The sequence below is a fragment of the Pseudomonas sp. LBUM1658 genome (assembly GCF_059716055.1).
On record NZ_CP166798.1, the window covers coordinates 4797661 to 4815835 of the forward strand.

Consider the following 18175-nt stretch of genomic DNA (forward strand, 5'->3'; position numbering starts at 1 on the left):
ATAATTAGTCCGCTGGCTGCGACAGTGCCACTGGCCACGGTCTGCCAACGTGGAGCAGTTCTCACTCCGCACAATCGAGGCGCATTAATTCTCTTTCTCAATTGACAATCATTATCATTCAGAATAATTTGTCGCTCGATGTGTAGGACGGCTCCACCCCGTGGCCGTCCCGCTAACTACTTCGCAGCAAGGTGATTTCCATGACGGAACAATTGGCCACAAGCAGGTGCGATTCACCGCTACTCCAGGCATTCGTCGACAACCGCCTGATCCTGGTAAAAATCGCGGCACGTATCACCGGCTGCCGATCCCGTGCCGAGGACGTTGTTCAGGACGCTTTTTTCCGCCTGCAATCGGCACCGCAGATCACGTCGTCATTCAAGGCCCAGCTCAGCTATCTGTTTCAGATCGTGCGCAACCTGGCGATCGACCACTACCGCAAGCAGGCCCTGGAGCAGAAGTATTCGGGTACCGAAGAGGAAGGCTTGAATGTGGTCATTCATGGCGCATCACCGGAAACTTCGCACATCAATTTTTCCACCCTGGAAAACATTGCCGACGCGCTGACCGAACTCCCCAGCCGCACCCGCTATGCCTTCGAGATGTACCGCCTGCACGGCGTGCCGCAAAAGGACATCGCCAAGGAACTGGGCGTCTCGCCGACCCTGGTGAACTTCATGATTCGCGATGCCCTGGTGCATTGCCGCAAGGTCTCGGGCAATCGCGGCGATACCTTTGCCCGACGTTGAGATGACATAACTCGTAGGAGCTGCCGCAGGCTGCGATCTTTTTATCTTGCTCTTCGACATTCCCGAAACCGCCAAAAGATCGCAGGCTTCGCCAGCTCCTACGCCGACCGTGTGTAACCGTGATTGATCGGGTGTACGTAACCCCGACCGGATTGCGCCTCAAGCCAACGCACACCGATCAAAAAAACGCTCCCGCCCCAGGATCATCAATGCCGCGCGCTTGTGCGGGAAATCGAACTCTTTGTCGCAATGGAAACACTGATTCTGCATATGGCTGATCATCCGTGCATTGTCGGCACGCGGCTCGGCCACCACCCGCTGGGTGCGCGGATCGTCGAGAAACAGGTAGTGCACCAGCGCCGATAACCAGCTCGCGACCTTGTGCGGGCCGCGATGATTTTCCTCGCCGACCAGCATATGGATGCCCCGGTCATAATCCCCGGCGTCATAGAACGGCGCGATACGATCCTCCTTGGCCCAATAGGCTTCAAAGTAGGCGAACGGCTCGTCGTCGAAACAGCCAATCAGGGTCAAGGTGTGCGGATCGGCTTCAAGCTTGCTCAGGTACTCGTGGTGTTGCTCGAGGCTGCCGCCTTCCTGCCAGAAGTTCATCACCCGCGGGCTGTTCTGCCAGCGATTGAAGCGAGCCAGATCCTTGTCGATTTCCACGGTACGCAGAGAAACCCAGGCGCCCAGGCGCGCATCGAAACGTCGATAGACCTCACCTCGGGGTTTCAGCGCACGAAGTGGATGGCGCTTGCCGGCACTGATCATCATCTGTTGCGGGTAACTGCCTGAGGCTGACTCACCCAACCAGGGTTGCGGCAGTTGCCAGAACAAGGCGCGCTCGCACAGATACTGGCCAGTGTTTGGCGTCGTAATCAGCAGACCACTGCGCAATGCCTCATCGGGCCGCTCATCAAGGTGCCAGGTCAGGCGCTGGCATTCGGGGTCACGGGCAAACAGCCAATAACAGGCTGCCCATAGCGCCTGTCCGAGAGGACGGCTATAGCGTTCCTGGACTCGTAGCTGCAGATCGGGATTGCGCTCCAGATTCAGCTGGATCAGCAGCTGCCCTTCAAGCATCAGGCTCAGCCGGCTGTCGCTTTGATCGGCACTGAGGCCATGGCCCAAGGGCAGGAGCAGGGAAGTCAGGTCATTCAGATTGGACATGGGTCGGGCTCACGGTAATCGTCGACAGTTCAACGATGTGACGTGAGCCGGGAAAGAAAATTTAGGGGTGGCAATACAATCAGCGGCTTGCGGGCATCATTTCAATTTTTCGCCACCGGCATGACGGCGATTTTGTAGGGATCGAAAATCTTCAGCATCTCGCCGTTTTCCCGCAGACGCTTGAGCAGCTTGCCGAATGCCTCACCGGTAATCGGTGCGGCCGGACGGATCAACGCGTAATGGTGATACACCTGATCGACACGCTCGGAGACCAGCAACTGATCCGCCACCTTGTCATTGCGCAGCAGGTAGTCGCTCAAATATGAACGCGTCACCAGCGCAATATCCGCCCTGCCCCGCAGCACCATGAGCAGATTGCTGTCATGGGAATAGGTCAGCGTGGCCTTGTAGTTATCAGCGAGGTACTTGGGATCGGCATTGAACTTGGCAAAGGCATAGTGATAACCGCTGAACAGCGCCAGGCGCTTGCCTTTCAAGTCGGTGAAATAGCTCTGCTGGTGATCGGGTTTGCGTTGCGCGACAAAAATTTCGGCATCTTCCAGGCCCATGTCGACGCTGGTATGGGGGATCTCTTTCCAGCCCCAATCGGGGTTTTCGAAGATCGCCATATCCACCCGGCCTTGTTTGAAGTCGCCGAAACGCCGGGGAATCGAGGTAGGCACCAGCATGAATTGGTACTCGCTTTGCGACTGATTCAAGACCTCGACCAACTGCGGCAGGAGCCCCGTGTCGGCACCGGTTTCCGGGCGCACGGTATAGGGCGGGAAATGCGCTGCTCCAATCCTTACCAGCTGAGCCGCCGAAGTCGGCAGAATCCATAGCGCGCCGAGCGCAACCCACAACATCCGCGAAGCCGTGCGCATTGGCAAAGACATCAAAAGGGCCCATCCCAGGAAATACCGTCAAGCCAATCAAACTAGGCGTTTTCGCCCACTTAAACAACGTGGTGCCGAGTAAATAATCGGCGGTATTACAGCCGCTGCGGATCTGCAAGTACCAGAATCAGCGCTTCATCTGCCAGTTGATCGAGACTCATGCTCCCGCCAGCGCGGAACCAGGTGGTGGTCCAGGATAAGGCCCCGGTCAAGAAGCGTCGGGTGATAAACACATCGCCTCTGATGTAACCGGCGTCCTTGGCCTCTGCCAACACCTGCAGCCAGATCTGTTCGTAGATATCGCGCAGCGCCAGCACTCTGGCCTGGCCTTCCTCGGACAACGAGCGCCACTCATACACCAGCACCGCCATGGCTTCGCCGCTGCCGCCCATGATCGATTGCAGCTCACAGCGGATCAGTGCCAGCACGCGCTCGCGCACGCTGCTCGCCTCGGCCAGGGCTGCACGCATCAGTGCGGTGTTGTAGAGGATGGTTTCCTCCATCACCGCACGGAGGATTTCATCCTTGCTTTTGAAGTGATGAAAAATGCTGCCGGACTGAATGCCCACGGCGCCAGCCAGGTCACGCACCGTGGTGCGCTCGTAGCCCTTGTTGCGAAACAGGTGAGCGGCCATTTGCAGCAATTTGCCGCGGGCACTGTCCGGGTCGGTCAGTTGCCCGTTGTCGACCAGGTCGCGCATTACCAGCAGGGCTTTTTGCTCGTCCAAGCGTTATCTCCTGAATGCGCTTCAATCAAGTGTGCGGCCACCCGGTAAACCGGGAGGTTGCGCGGGCATTTTAGCTGGAGAGGATCACCAAGCAAGCGCTCGGGCTGAAGATATTTTCAGCATTTACAAACCAAGCGCTTGCTTGGTAGTCTTGATTCAATTCTACACCAGAGGGCCTGCGTCATGAGCAAGAGCGTGCGCATCGGTTGCGCCAGCGCGTTCTGGGGCGACACCTCTACCGCCGCAGGGCAGCTGGTAGAAGGTGGCCGCCTGGATTATCTGGTGTTCGACTATCTGGCTGAAATCACCATGTCGCTGCTGGCCGGGGCACGCATGAAAGATCCCCGGGCCGGTTACGCCAGCGATTTCGTCGAAGTCCTCAGCCCGTTGCTCCCGGAAATTTCCCGACAGAACATTCGCGTCATCAGCAATGCCGGCGGGGTCAATCCCCAGGCCTGCGCCGCGGCCCTGCAGGTGGCCTGCGATCAAGCGGGGATCGCGCTGAAGATCGCCGTGCTGCTTGGCGATGACCTGCAACCCCAGTTTCAGCAGCTGAGCGGCCGCGATATTCATGAAATGTTCAGCGGTGCAGCGCTGCCGCCACTGTGCGTCTCGACCAACGCCTATCTTGGCGCTCCGGGTATTGTCGAGGCGTTGCGTCTGGGGGCGGATATCGTCATCACTGGCCGAGTGGTCGACAGCGCCGTGGTCAGCGCCGCACTCGTGCATGAATTCGGCTGGTCCTGGCAGGACTACGACAAACTGGCCCAGGCCGCGCTGGCCGGACATCTCATCGAATGTGGCGCCCACTGCACCGGCGGCAACTTTACCGACTGGCGCGAGGTGCCGGACTACGAGCACATCGGTTTCCCGATCGTCGAAGTCAGCGCCGACAGCCAATTCATCCTGAGCAAACCCGAAGGTTCCGGCGGACTGATCACAGCGCTGACGGTGGGCGAACAATTGCTCTATGAAATCGGCGACCCGCGCGCCTATCTGCTGCCCGACGTGGTCTGCGATTTCACTCAGGTCAAACTCCAGCAACAAGGCAAGAACGCTGTCCGGGTGCACGGCGCAAAAGGCCTGCCGCCCACCGACCAATACAAAGTCAGCGCTACTTACCCGGATGGCTTTCGCTGCACCGCCAGTTGCCTGATTGCCGGGATCGATGCCGTTGCCAAGGCGCAGCGGGTCAGCCAGGCGATCATCGACAAGACCGCGCAAATGTTCAGCCTGCGCGGATGGGCACCGTACAGCGAAGTGAATATCGAACTGCTTGGCAGCGAGGCCACCTACGGTCCCCATGGCCGACGCCAGGACAGCCGCGAAGTGGTGATCAAACTGGCGGTGCGTCATCCGGAGAAACAAGCGCTAGTGCTGTTCTCCCGGGAAATCGCCCAGGCCGCGACCGGCATGGCGCCGGGGCTGACCGGGATAGTCGGTGGCCGGCCGACGGTGTACCCACTGATCCGGCTATTTTCGTTCCTGATCGAAAAATCCGCCTGCCATCTGGAAATCGACCTGGCCGGACAACGGCATGCCTGCACCTTGCCCGAACTCGATCAGCTGGATAGCGCCGCCCTGCCCGTCCCGTTCGAACCGCCCAGGGCCGAGGGCCGGGCCGACGCCAGTGTGGCGCTGGTCAAGCTGGCGGTCGCACGCTCCGGCGACAAGGGCAATCACAGCAATATCGGGGTTATGGCCCGTGAGCCGCACTACCTGCCGTGGATTGCCGAAGCCTTGACCCCGGCGGTGATCGTCGACTGGATGAGTCATGTCCTCGACCCGGTTCATGGGCGGGTCGAGCGCTGGTATTTGCCGGGCACCCACAGCCTGAACTTTCTCCTGGAAAACGCCCTGGGTGGCGGCGGTGTCGCCAGCCTGCGCATCGATCCACAGGGCAAGGCCTTCGCCCAACAACTGCTGGAAATCCAGATTCCGGTGCCGCAAAGCATCGCCGACCTTGTCAACTAGAGGACTGTCGTCGTGGCCTATAACTCCATTTTCAAAGCCGATCTGTTCGCCGGCCAGACCATCATTGTGACGGGCGGCGGCAGCGGCATCGGCCGTTGTACCGCCCACGAACTGGCAGCCCTCGGCGCCCATGTCATATTAATCGGGCGCAAGGCCGACAAGCTGAAAACCGTCATGGCGGAAATTCTCGAAGACGGTGGTAAAGCCAGTTACCAGACCTGCGATATCCGCGACGAAGACGCGGTCACGGCGCTGATCGGCCAACTCATCGACAAACACGGTTCGATTCACGGACTGGTCAACAATGCCGGCGGTCAGTACCCGTCACCCCTGGCGTCGATCAATCAGAAAGGCTTCGAAACCGTGCTGCGAACCAACCTGGTGGGCGGCTTCCTGATGGCCAGGGAAGTCTTCAACCAATCCATGAGCAAACACGGTGGCGCCATCGTCAACATGCTCGCCGACATGTGGGGCGGCATGCCCGGCATGGGTCACTCCGGCGCGGCGCGTTCAGGCATGGATAACTTCACCAAGACCGCCGCCTTCGAATGGGGTTACGCCGGGGTCCGGGTCAACGCTGTGGCACCGGGCTGGATCGCGTCCAGCGGCATGGACACCTATGAAGGTGCGTTCAAGGCGGTGATTCCAACCTTGCGCGAACATGTGCCGCTCAAGCGCATCGGCACCGAGTCGGAGGTCAGCGCGGCAATTGTGTTCCTGCTCAGCCCGGCGGCGGCCTTCATCAGCGGCAGTACCTTGCGCATCGACGGCGCGGCCAGCCTCGGCGGTCGCGCGTGGCCGATCCACCAGGCGCACAACAGTGAATCCTTCAATGGTTTTCACCGTGCTTATCTGCCGGACGTGCTCAAGGATAAGGAATAACCCATGCCGGTGATTCAGTCTCAGCTAGACCCGCACAGTGCGCAGTTCGCGCAGAACCGCGAGGCGATGTTGGCCGCGGTCGCGCAGGTTCGCCAGCTGGAGCAGAACCTGCTGGCCAAGACAGCCGAGGCCAAAGCGAAATTCGACAAACGCGGGCAGCTGTTGCCCCGCGAACGCCTGAACCTGCTGCTCGATCCCGGCGCGCCGTTTCTCGAACTGGCCAGCCTCGCCGGCTACAAGCTGCACGACGATAAGGACGGCACTCAGGCCGGTGGCGGATTGATTGCCGGGATTGGTTACGTGTCCGGGGTGCGCGTGCTGGTGGTCGCCAACAACAGCGCAATCAAGGGTGGAACCATCTCCCCCAGCGGCCTGAAAAAATCCCTGCGCCTGCAGCAGATCGCCATGGAAAACAAACTACCGGTGGTGACGCTGGCGGAAAGCGGCGGCGCCAACCTTAATTACGCCGCGGAGATTTTCGTCGAGGGCGCCCGCAGCTTTGCCAATCAGGCACGGATGTCCGCCATGGGCCTGCCGCAGATCACCGTGGTCCACGGCTCGGCGACGGCTGGCGGGGCCTATCAACCGGGGCTGTCGGACTATGTGGTGGTGGTACGCGGCAAGGCCAGGCTGTTTCTCGCCGGCCCCCCGCTGCTCAAGGCCGCCACAGGCGAAGTGGCCAGCGACGAAGCCCTGGGCGGTGCCGAAATGCACGCGCAAACCGCCGGTACCGCCGAATATCTGGCCGAGAACGATGCCGACGGCCTGCGTATCGTGCGTGAGATTGTCAGCCTGCTGGGGTGGAACGCGCAGTTACCAGGGCCGCCGCCCAGAACCTGTGCCGAGCCGCTCTACCCGATCGACGAGCTGCTGGGTCTGATCCCTGATGATCCGAAAAAACCCTATGACGTTCGGGAAATTATCGCTCGGGTCGCGGATGGTTCGAGCTTTCTGGAATTCAAGGGCGAGTACGATCAGCAGACCATCTGCGGCCACTTGCAGATCCAGGGCCGGCCTTGCGGTTTTATCGGCAATAACGGTCCGATCACCCCCAAGGGCGCAAGCAAAGCGGCGCAGTTCATTCAGCTCTGCGACCAGAGCCAGACGCCATTACTGTTTTTTCACAACACCACAGGGTTCATGGTCGGTACCGAGTCGGAACAACAAGGCGTGATCAAGCACGGCGCGAAGATGATCCAGGCGGTGGCCAATGCTCGCATACCGAAACTGACTCTGGTCGTCGGTGGCTCCTACGGCGCCGGGAATTACGCGATGTGCGGCCGCGGTCTCGACCCACGCTTCATCTTCGCCTGGCCCAATAGTCGCACCGCAGTGATGGGTGGTGCCCAGGCCGGCAAGGTGTTGCGCATCGTCACCGAAGCCAAGCAGGCCAAGGATGGTTTGATCGCCGACCCGAAGATGCTCGACATGCTCGAACAGGTCGCCGCGCAAAAGCTCGACAGCCAATCCACCGCGCTGTACGGCAGCGCCAACCTGTGGGACGACGGCCTGATCGATCCACGGGATACGCGGATCCTCTTGGGCTATCTGCTGGATATTTGCCACGAGGCCCAGGTTCGTCAGCTACAACCCAATAGCTTTGGTATCGCACGCTTTTGACCACCCGGCCCAAAGGAGAACAATAAAAATGATCTTCACCCAGGAACACGAAGAACTGCGTCGCACGGTGCGTAACTTTGTCGATCGCGAGATCAACCCTCATGTCGATGAATGGGAAAAGGCCGGGCGCTTTCCGATCCATGAGATTTTCCGCAAGGCCGGCGAACTCGGCCTGCTGGGGATTTCCAAGCCGGAGAAATTCGGCGGCATGGGTCTGGATTACAGCTATTCGATCGTTGCTGCCGAAGAGTTTGGCACCATTCATTGCGGCGGCATTCCGATGTCCATCGGCGTGCAGACCGACATGTGCACCCCGGCGTTGGCGCGCTTCGGCTCCGATGAGTTGCGCGAAGAGTTTCTGCGCCCGGCCATCAGCGGCGAACAGGTCGGCTGCATCGGCGTCTCCGAAGTCGGTGCCGGTTCCGACGTCGCCGGGCTGAAAACCAGCGCCCGCAAGGACGGCGACGACTATGTGATCAACGGCAGCAAGATGTGGATCACCAACTCGCCAAGCGCCGATTTCATCTGCCTGCTGGCCAATACCTCGGACGACAAACCCCACGTCAACAAATCGCTGATCATGGTGCCGATGAACAGCCCCGGCATCAGCCTCGGCTCGCACCTGGACAAGCTCGGCATGCGCAGCTCGGAAACCGCCCAGGTGTTTTTCGACAACGTGCGCGTGCCCCAGCGTTACCGCATAGGCCATGAAGGCGCAGGGTTCATGATGCAGATGCTGCAGTTCCAGGAAGAGCGACTGTTCGGCGCGGCAAACATGATCAAAGGCCTGGAGTATTGCGTCGACAGCACCATCGAGTACTGCAAGGAGCGCAAGACGTTCGGCAACGCGCTGATCGACAACCAGGTGGTCCATTTCCGCCTGGCCGAGCTGCAAACCGAAATCGAATGCCTGCGCGCGCTGGTCTATCAGGCCACCGAGCAATACATCAAGGGCCAGGATGTGACGCGTCTGGCCTCCATGGCCAAGCTCAAGGCCGGGCGCCTGGGTCGGGAAGTCAGCGACAGCTGTCTGCAATATTGGGGCGGCATGGGCTTCATGTGGGATAACCCGGTAGCCCGGGCCTATCGCGATGTGCGGCTGGTCTCGATTGGCGGCGGTGCCGACGAAATCATGCTGGGCATCATCTGCAAACTGATGGGCATCCTGCCCGGGAAAAAACCATGAGCCCGCTACCCGCCTGCGAAACGCTGCTGCTGGAACCCCACAGCGGCGTGTTGCATATCACCTTGAATCGACCTGAAAGCCGCAACGCCATGAGTTTGCAGATGGTCGCGGAGTTACGAGCGGTGTTGGCCGCGGTGCGTGACGACCGGCAGATCCGCGCCTTGGTCATCGGCGGTGCCGGCGGGCACTTCTCGGCCGGCGGTGATCTGAAAGATATGGCCAACGCTCGTGCCCAGGGGCCGGAAGCCTATCGCCAGTTGAACCGCGCCTTCGGCGCCCTGCTGGAAGAAACCGAACAAGCGCCGCAGGTGGTGATCACCGTGCTGCAAGGCGCGGTGCTGGGTGGTGGTTTTGGCCTGGCCTGTGTCAGCGATATCGCGCTGGCCGATCATCAAGCGCAATTCGGCATGCCGGAAACCAGCCTTGGTTTGCTACCGGCGCAGATCGCGCCGTTCGTGGTCAAGCGCATCGGCCTGACCCAGGCCCGCCGATTGGCGCTGACCGCCGCGCGGTTCGACGGCAACGAGGCCGAGCGTTTGGGGCTGGTGCATTTTGTCGAGCAGGATCCGCAAGCCCTGGCCGAACGCCTCGACGAAGTGCTCGCCCATGTTCTGTGCTGCGCCCCGGGTGCCAATGCCGCAACCAAAGCTCTGCTGCTGGCCAGTGTCGAACAGCCTCAAGGGGCATTGCTCGATCAGGCCGCCGACTGGTTCAGCTTTGCGGTGACCGGACCGGAAGGTGTCGAAGGGACCACCGCTTTCGTGCAAAAAAGACCACCGAGTTGGGCCCCCTAAAAGATCGCAGCCTGCGGCAGCTCCTACGCCAACCCCTTACACCCTTGAATTATCAGGTGTACGCAAAAACTGTAGGAGCTGCCGCAGGCTGCGATCTTTTGGGGCCGACGGTGAAACCGCAAACATTAAGGAATCACCCCATGCCCGCCTTCAGCAAAATCCTGATCGCCAACCGCGGTGAAATCGCCTGTCGAATCCAGCGCACCGCCCAGGCCCTGGGTTACCGCACGGTCGCGGTGTTCAGTGACGCCGATGCCGACGCCCGCCACGTGCAGCTGGCCGACGAAGCCGTGAACATCGGCCCGGCGCCCGTGCAGCAGTCCTACTTGAACATCGCCGCGATCATCGACGCGGCGCAGCGCAGCGGCGCTGATGCGATCCACCCCGGTTATGGTTTTCTCTCGGAAAACGCCGCGTTCGCCACGGCCTGCAGCAACGCGGGGATTACCTTTATCGGTCCCAGCCCCGAAGCCATCGAGCTGATGGGCAGCAAACGCCTGTCCAAAGTCGCCATGCTCGCCGCGTGCGTACCCTGCATCGGCGGCTATCAAGGCGTTGAGCAGGACGATGCCACCCTGAGCCGCGAAGCCGAGCGCATCGGTTATCCGTTGATGATCAAGGCCAGCGCCGGAGGTGGCGGACGCGGCCTGCGCCTGGTGCAACAAGCCAGCGACCTGCTGGAGCAAATCCGCACCGCCCGCTCCGAAGCCCTGCACGCGTTTGGCAGTGACGAACTGATCCTCGAACAAGCGCTGATCGAACCGCGACACGTGGAATTCCAGCTGTTCGGCGACCAGCACGGCAACCTGATCTACCTCGGCGAGCGCGACTGCTCGATCCAGCGCCGCCACCAGAAAGTCATCGAGGAGGCGCCTTGCCCGGTGATGACCGCCGAGTTGCGCCAGGCCATGGGGGACGCGGCACTCAAGGCTGGCCGCGCAGTGAATTATGTTGGCGCCGGCACCGTGGAATTTTTGCTGGATCAGCGCGGGCAGTTCTACTTTCTGGAAATGAACACCCGCTTGCAGGTCGAGCATCCAGTGACCGAACTGATTACCGGCCTGGACCTGGTCGCCTGGCAACTGCAGGTCGCCGCCGGGCGGCCGCTGCCCTTGCGTCAGGAGCAGGTCGAACTCAAGGGCCATGCCATAGAAGTGCGCTTGTACGCCGAGGACCCGACCGCGGACTTTCTGCCGCAGACCGGTCAGATCCTGCGCTGGGAACCGGCAATGCAAGACGGTGTGCGCATCGACCATGGCCTGCTCGAAGGCCAGACTGTGAGTCCGTTCTATGACCCGTTGCTGGGCAAAATCATCGCCCATGGCGCCACCCGTGAAGAAGCGCGGCGCAAGTTGCTGCGCGCGGTGCAGGACAGCGTCTTGCTGGGTCTGCAGAGCAATCAGCGCTTGCTGGCCACTTTGCTTGAACACCCGCAGTTTATCGCCGGTGAGTTCAGCACGGCATTCATCCCTCGGTATTTTAGCGACGCGCCCTGCCTGCACCCCCACACACCGAGCACCGAAGAACTGGCGATTGCCGTCGCGCTGTTCTATCAGCGTTCGGCCAGCCTCCATGGCGCCGGGCTGGCGGGTTGGCGCAACAACGCCAGTGTGCCGCTGCACTACCGGATCGGCCTGGAGGGAGGGCAATGGTTACTGGAACTGAACGTTCAACCGGGTGGACAGTTGCACATAAAGGTCGCCGAGCAAACGCTTGAACTGAAGGTGCTTGATGTCGACGGCCGCTGGGTCAGCCTCGAGGTCAATGGCATCCGGCGGCGCTACGCCTACCGGCTCGACGCCGGGCAATTGTCGCTGTTCACCCGTCCCGGCAGCCTGCAGCTGTGGGATCAGACCCAGGCGTTGGTCAGCAGCCAGCTCAGTGTCAGTTCCGGCACCCTGAAAGCGCCGATGGACGGCGCTATCGTCGAGGTGCTGGTCAGCGAAGGTAGCCAGGTCAGCAAAGGCCAGTTATTGCTGGTGCTCGAAGCGATGAAAATGGAGCATCCGCTCAAGGCCGGTATCGCCGGGGTGATCAAGCGTATCCGCGTCAGTCAGGGCGATCAGGTCCAAAACCGACAAATTTTACTGGAGGTCGAATAAGCATCTAGCTACGCTCAAGCCTCATCAGAACGCGGATATCAGGAAGCCTGCAATGCCTCATTGGCTGGTAATTGATCTCGAAGCTACAACCGACGACGGCGGCTGGCCGATCACCGAGATGGAAATCACCGAAATCGGCGCCACCCTGGTGACCCGCGACGGCCGGGAGCTGGACAGCTTTCACCGGTTCGTGCGGCCGTTGCGTCGGCCGCTGCTGACGCCATTCTGTCGTGAGCTGACGCACATCACTCAAGCCAATATCGACACCGCGCAGCCCTTGACCGAGGTCTGGCCACAGTTCGAACGCTGGCTTGGCCAGCATCAATCGCAGTTGGTTGGTTGGGTCAGCTGGGGGGAATACGATCGCCGGCAACTGGAACAGGATTGGCAGCGCCTGCAGTTGACCAGTGCCCTGAGTCAGGTGCCCCACATCAACCTCAAGCAGCGCTTTGCCAAGGCCCGCCGGCTGGAACGGCCGCTGGGGCTCAATGGCGCGCTGCAACTGGCCGGGATGCAGTTCAACGGCCAACAGCACCGGGCGCTGGAGGATGCGCGCAATACCGCACGCCTGTTACCGCTGAGTCTTCCGCTCCAAAGCTGAAATACGGGCTATATCCGTAGCAGCTGCCGAGCCTGCGAGGCTGCGTTCGAGGACGAAGTCCTCGCAAATCCTGGGTACGCGGTTTGCCTGAAAGAACTCGTTGCCTGATTTGACGACCGCTTCGCAGCCGAACGCAGCCTCGCAAGGCTCGGCAGCTGCTACCGGCCTCTACAGAGGGTGACGGGCTATTTAGGCTTGTGCATACTGGCCAGCCTTTTTAGCCCTTTTCGAGGAATCGCCCATGTTTAAAGTCAACGAGTACTTCGACGGCACCGTCAAGTCGATTGCCTTCGGCACCACCGAAGGTCCGGCCACCATCGGCGTCATGGCCCCGGGCGAATACGAATTCGGCACCAGCCAGCGGGAAATCATGCACGTAGTGTCTGGCGCACTAACCGTCAAACTGCCGGACAGCAGCGACTGGGAAACCTTCGCCGCCGGCAGCCAGTTCAACGTACCGGCCAACAGCAAGTTCCAGTTGAAGGTCGCGGTCGACACCGCTTATCTGTGCGAATACCGCGGCTGATAACCCCAAGCCCGTTTTTTTGCAGCGAATACAAAAATGCCCGTATCAAGCGATACGGGCATTTTTTATTCAGGCCAGACCGGGTCTCATTCGAGAATCGTCACCGGCATCCCGACTTCAAGCCAACCATTGCCGTCGTTGACCAGGTTTTGGCCGAACATCGCACCGTCCTCTTGCGAGCGGTACTTCTGCAGCGTGGCCAGAGGCTCGCGATCGGCGTTGCGTTCGCTGGTCTGCGGATCGATGGTGGTGAGGATGCAGCGTGAGCACGGCTTGACCACACGGAATTCGATATCGCCGATGCGGATGCGCTTCCAGCCGTCCTCGGCATAGGCGTCACCGCCTTCGATCACCAGATTGGGCCGAAACCGCAACATCTCCAGCGGACGGCCGACGCGATCCGACAAGTCATCCAGCGACGCCTGACCGATCAGCAGCAACGGAAAGCCGTCGGCAAATGCGACCTGATCATCGTCTCTGCCATAGCCTGCCTGAGTGGTGCGCGCACGTTCGACCGGCATCTGCACCAGCCGCGTGGGTTTGCCGATGAACTCGCTGACCCAGGCGCCCGCTTCATCACCGGCATCGGGAACCCGCAGGGTATCGCGCCAGATGGTCACGCCGCGCAGTTGCGCGTCGGCGGTGGGCAACGGGACCTCGATGGGCGAGAAGCCGGGGGCACTGAGGGATAGTCCGCCAGCCGCATTCCACAGGGCCGAGAACTGACTCATCTGCGGTACCGCGCGCTGGGTCAGGAAACGCCCGCTGGCCTCATCCACCAACATCCAGCGACGATCCCCGTCCAGCCCCAGTTTGTCCAGGCTGACCTGTTGCAGGGGTTCGCCCTTGCCGGACTTGAGTGGGTAACGATAAAGCGCGCTGAGACGCAGCATGAGCCAGCTCCCTGTTGGGCCAAAAACGCCACCCTATACGAGCTTGATCGCCGAATCAAAGGCCGAGGTGAAGTCTGCTCATCAGCATTAGTCTCTACACATCTCGTTGGCCGAACACTCTACCTGTGGCGAGGGGGCTTGCCCCCGCTCGGCTGCGCAGCAGTCGTAAAACCGGCGGATGCGTTCTACCTGGAAAACCGCGATTGTCGTTTTTAGGGCCGCTTCGCGACCCAGCGGAGGCAAGCCCCCTCGCCACAACATTCGGTAGCTCTTAAAAAATGTGTAGATACCTATGGCTCATCAGGCAGGCACTTCGTCCAGCATCAAGCGCTGACGGACCACATCGACCAGTTTGTCCGGCTGGAATTTGGAGAGAAAGTTGTCGCAACCGACCTTCTTCACCATCGAATCGTTGAAGCTGCCGGACAACGAAGTGTGCAGGACCACATACAAACCGCGCAGGCGTGGATCGTTGCGGATCTCGGTGGTCAGACGGTAGCCGTCCATCTCTGGCATTTCCGCATCGGTGAAGACCATCAGCAGCTTGTCGGTCATGACCACGCCGGTGTCGGCCCAGGCCTTGAGCATATTCAGTGCCTTCAGGCCATCGCGGGCGATGTGCATCTTCACCCCCAGCTGACCCAGGGTGTCGCGCAACTGCGACAAGGCCACGTTGGAGTCATCGACCAGCAGCACTTCACGACCACGGGCGCGCTCCAGCAGTGGATCTTCGAGTTTTTCCCGGGAAACCTTGGCGTTGTACGGGACGATCTCGGCCAGGACTTTTTCCACGTCGATGATCTCGACCAACTGATCGTCAACCTTGCTGATGGCCGTCAGGTAGTGCTGGCGACCGGCACTGGTCGGCGGTGGCAGGATCGCCTCCCAGTTCATGTTGACGATGCGATCGACTCCTCCCACCAGGAACGCCTGCACCGAACGGTTGTATTCGGTCACGATGATCGTGCTGTTGGGGCCCGGCACCAGCGGCCGCATGCCGATCGCCTGGGACAGGTCGATCACCGGCAGCGTCTGGCCGCGCAGATTGACCACGCCACAGACAAACGGATGGCGCTGCGGCATCAGCGTCAACTTGGGCAACTGCAACACTTCCTGCACCTTGAAGACGTTGATCGCAAAAAGCTGGCGTCCGGCCAGACGGAACATGAGAATTTCCAGGCGATTCTCACCCACCAGCTGCGTGCGTTGATCTACCGTGTCGAGAATGCCGGCCATTAATGACTCCTGGGCTTGTTCTGATGAATTCACTAAAGAGAGTTATCGGCCGATAGCGTTGGACCTTGACCCTTAACCCTGGGGTTGAGCTGAACCTCCCTGCCCAAGCAATGGCGAGTCCGGCGCAAGATGGACCCGCAATGCCGCCTGGCGCACCGAAAAACGCAGGTTGTCGCTCTGCATCGGCTCGCCATCCAGGTTGATGTCCAGGCCTTCCGAGACCTTGATTTCAACCCAAGGCAAACGCGCCCGGACAAACATGTTGTCGATACCCAGGCCGCCGGACAACAGGTCCCTCAGGGTCCCTACCAGCTCCTGCGGTGCCGGCAGAATACTGATATCGAGCAAACCGTCATTGACCAGTGCGTCCGGACACAACAGTTGACCGCCGCCGGCCTGCCGACCATTGCCGATGCCCAGCGCCAGGAGATCCCCTTGCCAATTGAAATCCGGTCCGTGCAACTCACCGTACGCGGCATGCAATTCACTAAAGCGCGATAGCCCGGTGAACAGATAGGCCGCCCCACCGAGAAGCTTCTTCAAGTCTTCGGAAGTGTTGGCCGTGACCTGGCTGCCAAAGCCGCCCGTTGCCATATTCAGAAATAGCTGCCCACCGACCTCACCCAGATCGATTGCATGGGCAGGTGCATCGAGCATTCGCAAAGCCTCATGCGGGTCCAGCGAAACGCCGGCAGCCCGAGCAAAATCGTTGGCAGTACCCAAGGGCAACAGCACCAGACTGGCATCGCTGGCGTTCAAGGCCATTGCCTCGGCGATGTCGCGCAAGGTGCCATCGCCGCCACCGGCAATCAGTTGCGTGTAGCCCGCGGCGAGCGCCTCATCGACCAGACGTTTCGCATCGCCCGCCTCCCACGTCAGCCGCACGGCCAGCTGCCAGCCTTCAGCCCGCTTGGCTTCTACGGCTTCGCGAACCTGCTCGTTGAGTGCCTGCTTGCCATGCAAAATCAATAGCGCCTTGCGCTCACTCATCGTTCATCACTCCACTGATTGGATGGGTCTTGAAGGATGTTGACCTGCTGCAGTCGAAAAAAAGCCCTGACAGATCGATTTTATTTCGAACACGGCAAGCAATCGCCGACGTTGGGGCAGCGCTATTTGAGGCAAGCGCGCAGGCCTTACAGAGAAATTACCTACAAGCCGGTGGGAATCAGACCAATTGACCAGAAAGAGTTAATGGTAGAACGTTCCGGTGTAGCGTTTATCAGGCCTGCGACGCCTTACACAAGGAAGTGAATTGACATGAACCATAAAAAGTTCTTCAAGGGCTCGAAGCAGTTGCATGCCGACCCCTCACTGACCCAGATGGAACACCGCGGCATGGAACTCGATAAAGCGCCCCATAACGGCAAATCCATCAAGACCAGACTTGCTTGGTCGGCAGGAGCAATACTGGTGTTGATTGCTCTGCTGACCTGGATTTCCCACAGCCGCTTTGGGCAGCTGCTGCAGGTGCTGATTCATTGAAGTCCCGTACGCGATTTACTTGAAAGAACCCGCTGCCTGATTAAACGACCGCTTCGTCCGAACGCGGCCCGGGTCGAACGCAGCCTCGCAGGCTCGGCAGCTGCTACGAAAGCCAGACCGAGCAATACCAGAACCTACCCCAGCACTTCACTCAACGGAATGAAGTTCACCCAATCGCCCTCGACCAGCGTGCGATCTTCCAGCACTTCGACCAGCCCTTCGGCCCAGGCCGCACTGCGCAGCACCCCGGAACTCTGGTTTCTATAGATGATTGCTCGCCCTTGCTCCAGTCGTCCTCGCAGGTACTCTCGACGGCTGCCAGGCTTGGGCCAGGCAAACCCTGCAGGCACTTGAAAGCGCAACGGCTCGACCTTCTCCACGCCTTGGCGGCGCAGCAGATAAGGCCGGGCCAACAAGGCAAAGGTCACCAGTGTCGACGCCGGATTGCCCGGCAAGCCAATGACCGGCACTCCTCGAAAATGCCCGAACGTCAGCGGTTTGCCTGGTTTTATCGCCAGTTTCCACAGCGCCAGTTCACCCTCCTCACGCAACGCGATGCCAAGAAAATCCGCTTCTCCCACCGAGACGCCGCCAGTAGAAAGGATCAGGTCAACGTCTCCCAGCTCAGCGAGTCGGTTTCGGGTAGTCGGCAAATCATCGGGCAAGATCCCGGCATCGATGACCTCACAGCCCAGACGCTGTAACCAGCTGCACAGCACCACTCGATTGCTGTTGTAGATCTGCCCCGGCCCGAGCGGTTGTCCCGGTTCGATCAATTCGTCCCCAGTGGACAGCACCGCCACCCGCACCCGACGGATCACCGTCAGTTGCGCGCAGCCCAAGGAAGCGGCCAGACCTTGCTCGATGGGCCCCAAGCGAGTACCCGCCGACAACACCACTTCACCGACGGTGGTTTCCTGGCCTTGTGGACGAATATTCTGTCCCGCGTGCAACTTCTCGGTGAAGCGCACCCGCCCATCGGCCAGTACTTCGGCATTTTCCTGCATTTCGACACAGTCGGCGCCTTCGGGCACCGGAGCGCCGGTGAAGATCCTCGCGCAGGTGCCAGGCGCCAAAGGTTCGGGGGCAAGACCTGCGAATATTCGCTGGCTGACCGCGAGCGCGTCACCGTTCCAATCGGCAAGACGCAAGGCATAGCCGTCCATCGCGCTGTTGGGCCAGGGCGGAAGATCCAGGGTCGAAATCAAATCCTCAGCCAGAACCCGGCCTTGGACCTGCGCCAATGGCAGCTGCTCGCACTCGCGAATCGGCGAAGCTTGCGCCATCGCCAGCAAGCGGGCCAACGCGTCTTCGACCGGCATCAATGCGC

General features: G+C 60.4%; 17 protein-coding genes. 10 read left to right on the top strand and 7 right to left on the bottom strand.

Features of this window, described 5'->3' with window-relative positions:
- Positions 1-200: 200 nt before the first annotated feature.
- Positions 201-749, top strand: a complete 549-nt coding sequence (locus ACA064_RS21975) for an RNA polymerase factor sigma-70 (RefSeq protein WP_497670004.1) — start codon at positions 201-203, stop codon at positions 747-749.
- Positions 750-908: 159 nt separating this feature from the next.
- On the opposite strand, the gene ACA064_RS21980 is transcribed toward ACA064_RS21975, so the two are convergent.
- The 3 genes from ACA064_RS21980 to ACA064_RS21990 form a co-directional block, all read right to left on the bottom strand.
- Entirely contained in the window at positions 909-1922 is a 1014-nt protein-coding gene (locus tag ACA064_RS21980; protein ID WP_497670005.1) for a GNAT family N-acetyltransferase, read from the bottom strand.
- Between the two features lie 101 nt (positions 1923-2023).
- On the bottom strand, positions 2024-2818 hold the full coding sequence (locus tag ACA064_RS21985; protein ID WP_497670006.1) for a substrate-binding periplasmic protein: 795 nt from the start codon (positions 2816-2818) through the stop codon (positions 2024-2026).
- Between the two features lie 95 nt (positions 2819-2913).
- A complete protein-coding gene (locus ACA064_RS21990; protein ID WP_497670007.1) occupies positions 2914-3546 on the bottom strand; it encodes a TetR/AcrR family transcriptional regulator in 633 nt (210 codons plus the stop codon).
- Positions 3547-3729: 183 nt separating this feature from the next.
- On the opposite strand from ACA064_RS21990, the gene ACA064_RS21995 reads away from it, so the two are divergent.
- From ACA064_RS21995 to ppnP, 8 genes are all read left to right on the top strand, one after another.
- Positions 3730-5520 (top strand): acyclic terpene utilization AtuA family protein, encoded by a 1791-nt coding sequence (locus ACA064_RS21995; protein WP_497670008.1) that lies wholly within the window; start codon positions 3730-3732, stop codon positions 5518-5520.
- A gap of 12 nt (positions 5521-5532) precedes the next feature.
- Positions 5533-6402: an SDR family oxidoreductase gene (locus tag ACA064_RS22000; RefSeq protein WP_497670009.1), complete on the top strand. Its 870-nt coding sequence runs from the start codon at positions 5533-5535 to the stop codon at positions 6400-6402.
- A gap of 3 nt (positions 6403-6405) precedes the next feature.
- Entirely contained in the window at positions 6406-8022 is a 1617-nt protein-coding gene (gene atuC / locus ACA064_RS22005) for a geranyl-CoA carboxylase subunit beta (RefSeq protein ID WP_497670010.1), read from the top strand.
- A 28-nt stretch (positions 8023-8050) separates the two neighbouring features.
- Positions 8051-9208 carry a citronellyl-CoA dehydrogenase gene (gene atuD, locus ACA064_RS22010; protein WP_497670011.1) on the top strand — a complete coding sequence of 386 codons (1158 nt, stop codon included), beginning with the start codon at positions 8051-8053 and terminating at the stop codon, positions 9206-9208.
- Complete coding sequence (locus ACA064_RS22015) at positions 9205-10002, top strand: enoyl-CoA hydratase/isomerase family protein (protein WP_497670012.1); 798 nt, start codon at positions 9205-9207, stop codon at positions 10000-10002. Before atuD ends, ACA064_RS22015 begins: the two co-directional genes overlap by 4 nt.
- A 140-nt stretch (positions 10003-10142) precedes the next feature.
- On the top strand, positions 10143-12104 hold the full coding sequence (locus tag ACA064_RS22020) for an acetyl/propionyl/methylcrotonyl-CoA carboxylase subunit alpha (RefSeq protein WP_497670013.1): 1962 nt from the start codon (positions 10143-10145) through the stop codon (positions 12102-12104).
- A 52-nt stretch (positions 12105-12156) separates the two neighbouring features.
- A complete protein-coding gene (locus ACA064_RS22025) occupies positions 12157-12705 on the top strand; it encodes a 3'-5' exonuclease (protein WP_497670014.1) in 549 nt (182 codons plus the stop codon).
- 241 nt (positions 12706-12946) lie between these two features.
- The gene (gene ppnP, locus ACA064_RS22030) at positions 12947-13231 is read left to right on the top strand and encodes a pyrimidine/purine nucleoside phosphorylase (RefSeq protein ID WP_085725017.1); all 285 of its coding nucleotides are present in this window, start codon (positions 12947-12949) and stop codon (positions 13229-13231) included.
- Between the two features lie 86 nt (positions 13232-13317).
- On the opposite strand, the gene ACA064_RS22035 is transcribed toward ppnP, so the two are convergent.
- The 3 genes from ACA064_RS22035 to yegS form a co-directional block, all read right to left on the bottom strand.
- Complete coding sequence (locus ACA064_RS22035) at positions 13318-14124, bottom strand: MOSC domain-containing protein (protein ID WP_497670015.1); 807 nt, start codon at positions 14122-14124, stop codon at positions 13318-13320.
- 300 nt (positions 14125-14424) lie between these two features.
- Positions 14425-15360 carry a chemotaxis protein CheV gene (locus tag ACA064_RS22040; protein WP_497670016.1) on the bottom strand — a complete coding sequence of 312 codons (936 nt, stop codon included), beginning with the start codon at positions 15358-15360 and terminating at the stop codon, positions 14425-14427.
- Positions 15361-15432: 72 nt separating this feature from the next.
- Positions 15433-16350 (bottom strand): lipid kinase YegS, encoded by a 918-nt coding sequence (gene yegS, locus ACA064_RS22045; protein ID WP_497670017.1) that lies wholly within the window; start codon positions 16348-16350, stop codon positions 15433-15435.
- Positions 16351-16620: 270 nt separating this feature from the next.
- Between yegS and ACA064_RS22050 the strand changes: the two genes are divergently transcribed.
- The gene (locus ACA064_RS22050; RefSeq protein ID WP_497670018.1) at positions 16621-16845 is read left to right on the top strand and encodes a hypothetical protein; all 225 of its coding nucleotides are present in this window, start codon (positions 16621-16623) and stop codon (positions 16843-16845) included.
- Positions 16846-16979: 134 nt separating this feature from the next.
- Here the strand turns inward: ACA064_RS22050 and ACA064_RS22055 are convergent, their stop codons facing one another.
- Positions 16980-18167: a molybdopterin molybdotransferase MoeA gene (locus ACA064_RS22055; RefSeq protein ID WP_497674310.1), complete on the bottom strand. Its 1188-nt coding sequence runs from the start codon at positions 18165-18167 to the stop codon at positions 16980-16982.
- Positions 18168-18175 lie beyond the last annotated feature (8 nt).

Coding starts and splice junctions, on each gene's coding strand:
- ACA064_RS22015 (WP_497670012.1), top strand. CDS start 9,205: ATGAGCCCGCTACCCGCCTGCGAAACGCTGCTGCTGGAACCCCACAGC.
- ppnP (WP_085725017.1), top strand. CDS start 12,947: ATGTTTAAAGTCAACGAGTACTTCGACGGCACCGTCAAGTCGATTGCC.
- atuD (WP_497670011.1), top strand. CDS start 8,051: ATGATCTTCACCCAGGAACACGAAGAACTGCGTCGCACGGTGCGTAAC.
- atuC (WP_497670010.1), top strand. CDS start 6,406: ATGCCGGTGATTCAGTCTCAGCTAGACCCGCACAGTGCGCAGTTCGCG.
- ACA064_RS21995 (WP_497670008.1), top strand. CDS start 3,730: ATGAGCAAGAGCGTGCGCATCGGTTGCGCCAGCGCGTTCTGGGGCGAC.
- ACA064_RS21985 (WP_497670006.1), bottom strand. CDS start 2,818: ATGTCTTTGCCAATGCGCACGGCTTCGCGGATGTTGTGGGTTGCGCTC.
- ACA064_RS22020 (WP_497670013.1), top strand. CDS start 10,143: ATGCCCGCCTTCAGCAAAATCCTGATCGCCAACCGCGGTGAAATCGCC.
- ACA064_RS22050 (WP_497670018.1), top strand. CDS start 16,621: ATGAACCATAAAAAGTTCTTCAAGGGCTCGAAGCAGTTGCATGCCGAC.
- yegS (WP_497670017.1), bottom strand. CDS start 16,350: ATGAGTGAGCGCAAGGCGCTATTGATTTTGCATGGCAAGCAGGCACTC.
- ACA064_RS22040 (WP_497670016.1), bottom strand. CDS start 15,360: ATGGCCGGCATTCTCGACACGGTAGATCAACGCACGCAGCTGGTGGGT.
- ACA064_RS21980 (WP_497670005.1), bottom strand. CDS start 1,922: ATGTCCAATCTGAATGACCTGACTTCCCTGCTCCTGCCCTTGGGCCAT.
- ACA064_RS22025 (WP_497670014.1), top strand. CDS start 12,157: ATGCCTCATTGGCTGGTAATTGATCTCGAAGCTACAACCGACGACGGC.
- ACA064_RS22035 (WP_497670015.1), bottom strand. CDS start 14,124: ATGCTGCGTCTCAGCGCGCTTTATCGTTACCCACTCAAGTCCGGCAAG.
- ACA064_RS21975 (WP_497670004.1), top strand. CDS start 201: ATGACGGAACAATTGGCCACAAGCAGGTGCGATTCACCGCTACTCCAG.
- ACA064_RS22055 (WP_497674310.1), bottom strand. CDS start 18,167: ATGCCGGTCGAAGACGCGTTGGCCCGCTTGCTGGCGATGGCGCAAGCT.